The organism is Acinetobacter sp. SwsAc5 (assembly GCF_013391485.1).
In the GTDB taxonomy this organism is placed as follows: domain Bacteria; phylum Pseudomonadota; class Gammaproteobacteria; order Pseudomonadales; family Moraxellaceae; genus Acinetobacter; species Acinetobacter towneri.
On record NZ_JACAXD010000008.1, the window covers coordinates 123,568 to 131,683 of the forward strand.

At 38.7% G+C, this 8,116-nt stretch carries 5 protein-coding genes and 4 pseudogenes; 3 read left to right on the forward strand and 6 right to left on the reverse strand.

The window, feature by feature from the left end; all coding sequences use genetic code 11:
• Positions 1-195 precede the first annotated feature (195 nt).
• Both HYG89_RS06680 and HYG89_RS06685 read left to right on the forward strand, forming a co-directional pair.
• A complete protein-coding gene (locus HYG89_RS06680; RefSeq protein ID WP_218644926.1) occupies positions 196-1,629 on the forward strand; it encodes a GGDEF domain-containing protein in 1,434 nt (477 codons plus the stop codon).
• A gap of 51 nt (positions 1,630-1,680) precedes the next feature.
• Positions 1,681-3,171, forward strand: a complete 1,491-nt coding sequence (locus HYG89_RS06685; protein WP_178866772.1) for an amidase — start codon at positions 1,681-1,683, stop codon at positions 3,169-3,171.
• Positions 3,172-3,270: 99 nt separating this feature from the next.
• Here the strand turns inward: HYG89_RS06685 and HYG89_RS06690 are convergent, their stop codons facing one another.
• The 3 genes and pseudogenes from HYG89_RS06690 to HYG89_RS06700 form a co-directional block, all read right to left on the reverse strand.
• Positions 3,271-4,452, reverse strand: a complete 1,182-nt coding sequence (locus HYG89_RS06690) for an MFS transporter (RefSeq protein ID WP_004973484.1) — start codon at positions 4,450-4,452, stop codon at positions 3,271-3,273.
• Positions 4,453-4,640: 188 nt separating this feature from the next.
• Positions 4,641-4,841, reverse strand: a pseudogene (locus HYG89_RS06695) (I78 family peptidase inhibitor); the annotation flags it as partial.
• Positions 4,842-5,045: 204 nt separating this feature from the next.
• Positions 5,046-5,264, reverse strand: a pseudogene (locus HYG89_RS06700) (integrase core domain-containing protein); the annotation flags it as partial.
• Between HYG89_RS06700 and HYG89_RS06705 the strand changes: the two are divergent.
• Positions 5,259-5,924: pseudogene (locus HYG89_RS06705) on the forward strand (amidase family protein); the annotation flags it as partial. The pseudogenes HYG89_RS06700 and HYG89_RS06705 sit on opposite strands and share 6 nt — an antisense overlap.
• A 99-nt stretch (positions 5,925-6,023) precedes the next feature.
• Here HYG89_RS06705 and HYG89_RS06710 read toward each other — a convergent pair.
• From HYG89_RS06710 to HYG89_RS06720, 3 genes and pseudogenes are all read right to left on the reverse strand, one after another.
• Positions 6,024-7,205: an MFS transporter gene (locus HYG89_RS06710; protein WP_004973484.1), complete on the reverse strand. Its 1,182-nt coding sequence runs from the start codon at positions 7,203-7,205 to the stop codon at positions 6,024-6,026.
• Between the two features lie 188 nt (positions 7,206-7,393).
• Positions 7,394-7,594 (reverse strand): annotated as a pseudogene (locus tag HYG89_RS06715) (I78 family peptidase inhibitor); the annotation flags it as partial.
• Positions 7,595-7,798: 204 nt separating this feature from the next.
• Positions 7,799-8,116, reverse strand: a 318-nt coding sequence (locus HYG89_RS06720) for an integrase core domain-containing protein (RefSeq protein WP_178866775.1), incomplete at its 5' end; no start/stop codon positions are given.

An 8,116-nucleotide genomic window follows, 5' to 3' on the forward strand; every position in this document is an offset into this window, starting at 1 on the left:
TAGCATATTTTTAATCCAAATCTGCAAGCATAAACATAAGACAACAATTTTATTTAACGAAAATGTGACTTAGTTTACATTTAATCGACTTTGTAGGTAATGGTTATTTGATATGATCGCCTTTCTGTTGTGAACGTCACACTCATTCAAGTTTTTTTCTTAATTATCAACCCATTGCAAAAGTGAGTTTAGTATTTGCAAAACTTTAGCATACCGCAAACTATATCTTCGACTCAAAAGCAAATATTTGCCTTTGGACTGCTAGCCGTTGTGGTATTTTTTGCTTGTTTATTGGGTATTTTTACTCGCCCACTTAGCTACTTTTCTTTTTTTTGGCCAAGCAACGCCCTCTTGTTGGGGCTACTCATTCGCTTTCCATCTTTAAAAAGTTTTGGTGGAATTTTGGGTGCTTTTTTTGGCTATATGGGCGCCGATTTGGTCACAGACAATACTTTCCTGATGACGCTAGGTTTAACGCTTTCCAACTTTGTAGCTGTTTTTAGTGGGTTGTTTTTCTTTAATTTTGCCCGCGCTAAACTTCCAGCGAGCAATAATAATGTGTCAGAGCTATATCCACATATTATTGCTGTAACTTTAGGCTGTTTCTTTGGGGCTTTATTTGCCATTCTTCTGCTGCCAAATTTGCCGCACACCTTTATGTTAAAAGAAAATCGTTGGATTGATTTTTTTACTTGGTGGTCTGGTGAAATTTTAAATGCGGTAATTGTCTTACCTTTAATTTTGGCTGCCCCAGGCTGGTCTAAATTCAAAAAACTTATAAATAATCAATATGCTAAAGAAACTCAAATTCAGGATATCTTGCCCTTTTTTGCATTACTGATCTCTATCGCCTGCACCCATATTTTTTATGGACCAGGTGCATTGTTGTATCCATTGGCTGCATTAATTTGGGCAGCTGCCAGCTATCAACTTTTTAATTTGGCACTGATTAATAGCTTGGTCTGTTTAACTCTGTATCACAGCGTCACAGGCTTGTTTATAGATCAAGTGAATTCGAGTTATTTAACCACCATTATTTCTATTCGTGTGGGTTTAATTATTTTAGGTCTTGCCACGTTAATTTTATGTGTGATTAGCCAAAACCGAAATCAGTTGTATAGAGAAGTATTGTATTTGGCAAATCATGACAGTTTAACCGAAACACTGAACCGCCGTAGTTTTACTCAGTTAAGTGAAAAAGCTTTAAAGCATAAAAACAATCATTCATTGTCTTTAATTATGTTAGATATCGACGATTTTAAAAAAATGAATGATCAATATGGGCATTATGTCGGTGACCGTGCTTTGCAACATCTCTCTAACATCGTTAAAAGCAATTTACGTGATCACGATTTATTTTGTCGCATTGGTGGTGAAGAGTTCATTATTTTGCTGAACAATAATAACTTAAATAAAACTCAACGCATTGCAGAACGTATTCGTATGTGTATTGAACATCAAGCGTTAAATTTAGAAAACCTTGAACCCATTCATTTTACAGTAAGCATGGGCGTGTCACATACACACTTACCCACCAATCTCCCTTTACAAGATTTAATTATTCAGGCAGATCAGGCGCTATATCAGGCAAAAATGCAAGGTCGTAATCGGGTCATTCTTGCTTCTTAAACAAAAATAGCATACAACATCAATTTGACAATACAGATTTTCAGGATTGAAATGAAACTTGCAGAATACCTCCAATATGATGCTTTAGGCTTGGCAGAGCTCGTTGCCAAAAAGGATGTTCAGGCCTCAGAATTATTAGATATTGCGTTACAACGTGCTGAACAAACCAATCCACAATTAAATGCCATTATTATTCCTATGCATGAACATGCACGGCAGCGCACACAAACAAAATTAACAGGCCCATTTGCAGGTGTGCCCTTTTTAGTCAAAGACTTATTTCAACAATATGCAGGCTATCCGACTTCATTTGGTTGTCAGGGTTTAAAACGTGCGCATCATCTTGCAGAACAAAATGCAGAAATTGTAAATCGTTGGGAAAATAGCGGAATCGTTACCTTTGGACGTACCAACACGCCTGAATTTGGGATTAAAGGGATAACCGAGCCAGATGCTTGGGGTGTATGTAAAAATCCATGGAATTTGAAACACAATAGTGGTGGTTCTTCTGGTGGTTCTGCGTCTGCAGTTGCGGCAGGTATTGTGCCGATTGCAGGGGCAAGTGATGGCGGTGGTTCAATTCGTATTCCTGCGTCTTACTGTGGTTTGTTTGGTTTAAAACCAAGTCGTGGACGCACCCCGTGGGGGCCACAACTCAGTGAAGCCATGCATGGTGCAGCGATGCAACATATTTTAAGTAAAAGTGTACGTGACAGTGCGGCAATGCTCGATGCAACGCATGGCGCAGATGGTCATTCACTTTTCAAAATTGAAGCTCCTGAACGCAGTTATTTAGATGCAATTCAGCAAGCGCCAAAAAAATTAAGAATCGCATATTCGACCCAATCTCCGATTGGTACAGCTGTTTCACAAGATGCCATCAATGCCATTCAAAAAACCGTACAGCTTTTAGAATCTTTAGGGCATGAAGTGGTTGAAGACCGTCCTGCTATTGATGGCATGCAATTGGCCAAAGATTTCATTACCACATGGTTTAGCCAATTTGCTTATTTAATTGCTGAAATTCAAACTCGCCTGCCAAATCATTCCGATAATTTTGAGCTAGACTCTTTGGCTTTGGCTGCCTTTGGCGCAAAAACCACGTCAGTAGATTACATTCGTAATTTGAATAATTGGGGGGTATATGTCGCGCAAATGAATCAATTCTTTGAGCGTTATGATTTATACCTCATCCCTGCAACTGCCTCAGTTGCACCAAAAAATGGCGAAGTTAAAACTCCTGCATGGCAAAAACCAATTTTAAAAACACTATTACATGCAGGTAAAGCACATTGGTTAGCGCAAGGTAAATTGGTCGATCGCATTGTCAAAGAAAACCTAAAATGGGTGCCATTTACTCAACTTGCCAATATTACTGGGCTGCCTGCAATGTCTGTGCCATTGTATTGGAATAAAGATAACTTACCATTGGGTTCGCAGTTTATTGCGCCTTTTGCACGTGAAGATGTGCTTTTACAACTGGCTGCACAACTTGAAACGGCTCAACCGTGGTGGCATCAATACGCTAAAATCCGTATTTAATGTAGCAATCAATTAGTAAGAAGCAAGCAAACTATACCCATCCAACTTTGCTTGCTTCTATTTTTGATAAAAGAACGGTATCACTGCAAAATCACCAATCTAGGCTTTGGTATCACTCGACATTGACTGCGATTCTAATTGCTTTGGCAATCCCCAAATAAAACACAGACCAACGAGTGTAGATAATCCTGCAAAAATAAAAATCCATTCGCCTGAAACAATATCCCAATAATGCCCTGCCAAAATACTCCCCAGTGCAACACCTAAACCCCACATGGTACTGTAAAGTGCTTGCCCACGACCTTGTTGCCCTGCAGAAAAGTTTTGAAAAATCACCCGCATGGCAATGATATGAAATAATCCAAAACTAAAGGCATGGATGCTTTGTGCAAAAAAATGTGCAAAAAATATGGATGGAAATAAACCAACTATCACCCAACGTAAGCCTGTTAAAATTAAACATACGGCAACCAGTGAACGCCAAGACCAACGCTTTAAAAACAAACTCGCATAGGCAAACATAATGATTTCAGCAACCACCCCGACAGACCACAATAAACCGATCTGACTTGTGCTAAATCCTGCCTGACTTAAAAAATTACTATAAAAACTATAAAATGGTGCATGCGAAAACAGTAAAATCAATTCAATTATAAAAAATGAATAGACTACTGGGCGCTTTAAAATAGGCAATAAGGGTTCAAGTTGTTTTTGTGCAATGGGTGCGGAGCTTGGTTCTTGAATACTGAATGACCATAGAAATGCCAGTAAAGAAATACTGAGTAGCAACATCGGTAACATGGAGATTGGTATAATTTCCAAAATAGCACCTATGCCAAAAACCCCGACAATAAAACCTATAGAGCCCCATTTACGCACTTTGCCATAGAGTTCCGCACGTTTCTCGCCCAACCAAAACAAAGTCACGCCTTCAAATTGTGCCAAAATTGCGTTTTGGAAAAAGCTAAAAATTAGCATGAGTAATGCCACAGACTGAAAGCTATTCGGAACAATAAAAATCAGTAACCAAATACTGGCTTCCATCCAAGTTGCGATGCGCACCAAAAGCATCCGTTTGCCTGATTTATCGGCAATCCATCCCCAAATAAAAGGCGCGAAAAAGCGCGTTAAAATGGCAATAGAAGATAAAACACCAATTTCCTGATAATTAAAGCCCTGATCTTCTAAATACAGGCTCCAAAAAGGCAAAAACGTCCCAACAATTGCGTAGTAGAAAAAGTAGAATCCACCTAAGCGTGTCGATATATTCAAGGCTTGCATCAATGTGTATTTCCTTGATTTTTCAAACACATAAATAAGTGCATTATCTGACCTGATCTAAAATTTTATGACAACCGATATATTAACACTGTAGTCCTTTAATTTTGAGTGATTGGCTGATTAAAACGCAAAACCCTGAAAATCAGAGCAAATTTTCAGGGTAATATTGAGAAAATTTCTTAAAATTTTTAGCCGCAAGAAGCTTGTATAATAATTTTAGTTTTCGGATCGACCACCACAGTGACTCGATTCATACGATAATCCATTGTTACAGGCTGACCTGGTGTAACCATTCTCACAATTTCAGCTCGGGTAAGCGCTTTAATTTGTGTTTCAGTCAAACCTGTTTTACCAACTAACTGCGCAGCAGATTCTGGGACACAATTTTGCATGGTCTGTGGCACCTGAGTTTGTTCATTGATAGGCTGATTACTACACGCAGCTAAAGTTGCCACACTTAAAACAGCCAAAACACTATATAACTTTTTCATGTTGATACTCGTTTTTAATTTCTTCAAACCAACTCAAAATAACATAACTGATTAAATATGCAGTGAACCGTACCGGGTTTGTCGGAGACTTTTTTATTTAAGTTAGGCCACCTGACCTAACGGGTTAATCTTATCATAGTACATTGCTTCAAACTCAAAAGGTGATACATAACCCAGTGCACTGTGTACACGCTCTTTATTGAACCAATCTACCCAGTTTAGTGTCGCAAGTTGTACATCCGCTAAACCTTGCCAATCCGCTTTTAAATATTCAATCACCTCTGTTTTGTATAAGCCATTCACCGTTTCAGCCAAAGCATCAATGCCATTCAAAAAACCGTACAGCTTTTAGAATCTTTAGGGCATGAAGTGGTTGAAGACCGTCCTGCTATTGATGGCATGCAATTGGCCAAAGATTTCATTACCACATGGTTTAGCCAATTTGCTTATTTAATTGCTGAAATTCAAACTCGCCTGCCAAATCATTCCGATAATTTTGAGCTAGACTCTTTGGCTTTGGCTGCCTTTGGCGCAAAAACCACGTCAGTAGATTACATTCGTAATTTGAATAATTGGGGGGTATATGTCGCGCAAATGAATCAATTCTTTGAGCGTTATGATTTATACCTCATCCCTGCAACTGCCTCAGTTGCACCAAAAAATGGCGAAGTTAAAACTCCTGCATGGCAAAAACCAATTTTAAAAACACTATTACATGCAGGTAAAGCACATTGGTTAGCGCAAGGTAAATTGGTCGATCGCATTGTCAAAGAAAACCTAAAATGGGTGCCATTTACTCAACTTGCCAATATTACTGGGCTGCCTGCAATGTCTGTGCCATTGTATTGGAATAAAGATAACTTACCATTGGGTTCGCAGTTTATTGCGCCTTTTGCACGTGAAGATGTGCTTTTACAACTGGCTGCACAACTTGAAACGGCTCAACCGTGGTGGCATCAATACGCTAAAATCCGTATTTAATGTAGCAATCAATTAGTAAGAAGCAAGCAAACTATACCCATCCAACTTTGCTTGCTTCTATTTTTGATAAAAGAACGGTATCACTGCAAAATCACCAATCTAGGCTTTGGTATCACTCGACATTGACTGCGATTCTAATTGCTTTGGCAATCCCCAAATAAAACACAGACCAACGAGTGTAGATAATCCTGCAAAAATAAAAATCCATTCGCCTGAAACAATATCCCAATAATGCCCTGCCAAAATACTCCCCAGTGCAACACCTAAACCCCACATGGTACTGTAAAGTGCTTGCCCACGACCTTGTTGCCCTGCAGAAAAGTTTTGAAAAATCACCCGCATGGCAATGATATGAAATAATCCAAAACTAAAGGCATGGATGCTTTGTGCAAAAAAATGTGCAAAAAATATGGATGGAAATAAACCAACTATCACCCAACGTAAGCCTGTTAAAATTAAACATACGGCAACCAGTGAACGCCAAGACCAACGCTTTAAAAACAAACTCGCATAGGCAAACATAATGATTTCAGCAACCACCCCGACAGACCACAATAAACCGATCTGACTTGTGCTAAATCCTGCCTGACTTAAAAAATTACTATAAAAACTATAAAATGGTGCATGCGAAAACAGTAAAATCAATTCAATTATAAAAAATGAATAGACTACTGGGCGCTTTAAAATAGGCAATAAGGGTTCAAGTTGTTTTTGTGCAATGGGTGCGGAGCTTGGTTCTTGAATACTGAATGACCATAGAAATGCCAGTAAAGAAATACTGAGTAGCAACATCGGTAACATGGAGATTGGTATAATTTCCAAAATAGCACCTATGCCAAAAACCCCGACAATAAAACCTATAGAGCCCCATTTACGCACTTTGCCATAGAGTTCCGCACGTTTCTCGCCCAACCAAAACAAAGTCACGCCTTCAAATTGTGCCAAAATTGCGTTTTGGAAAAAGCTAAAAATTAGCATGAGTAATGCCACAGACTGAAAGCTATTCGGAACAATAAAAATCAGTAACCAAATACTGGCTTCCATCCAAGTTGCGATGCGCACCAAAAGCATCCGTTTGCCTGATTTATCGGCAATCCATCCCCAAATAAAAGGCGCGAAAAAGCGCGTTAAAATGGCAATAGAAGATAAAACACCAATTTCCTGATAATTAAAGCCCTGATCTTCTAAATACAGGCTCCAAAAAGGCAAAAACGTCCCAACAATTGCGTAGTAGAAAAAGTAGAATCCACCTAAGCGTGTCGATATATTCAAGGCTTGCATCAATGTGTATTTCCTTGATTTTTCAAACACATAAATAAGTGCATTATCTGACCTGATCTAAAATTTTATGACAACCGATATATTAACACTGTAGTCCTTTAATTTTGAGTGATTGGCTGATTAAAACGCAAAACCCTGAAAATCAGAGCAAATTTTCAGGGTAATATTGAGAAAATTTCTTAAAATTTTTAGCCGCAAGAAGCTTGTATAATAATTTTAGTTTTCGGATCGACCACCACAGTGACTCGATTCATACGATAATCCATTGTTACAGGCTGACCTGGTGTAACCATTCTCACAATTTCAGCTCGGGTAAGCGCTTTAATTTGTGTTTCAGTCAAACCTGTTTTACCAACTAACTGCGCAGCAGATTCTGGGACACAATTTTGCATGGTCTGTGGCACCTGAGTTTGTTCATTGATAGGCTGATTACTACACGCAGCTAAAGTTGCCACACTTAAAACAGCCAAAACACTATATAACTTTTTCATGTTGATACTCGTTTTTAATTTCTTCAAACCAACTCAAAATAACATAACTGATTAAATATGCAGTGAACCGTACCGGGTTTGTCGGAGACTTTTTTATTTAAGTTAGGCCACCTGACCTAACGGGTTAATCTTATCATAGTACATTGCTTCAAACTCAAAAGGTGATACATAACCCAGTGCACTGTGTACACGCTCTTTATTGAACCAATCTACCCAGTTTAGTGTCGCAAGTTGTACATCCGCTAAACCTTGCCAATCCGCTTTTAAATATTCAATCACCTCTGTTTTGTATAAGCCATTCACCGTTTCAGCCAAAGCATTATCGTATGAATCACCGGTCGTACCGACTGATGCTCGTAAATTTGCTGCTTCTAAACGATTGGTATAACGAATGGAAAGATATTGCACGCCTCTGTCACT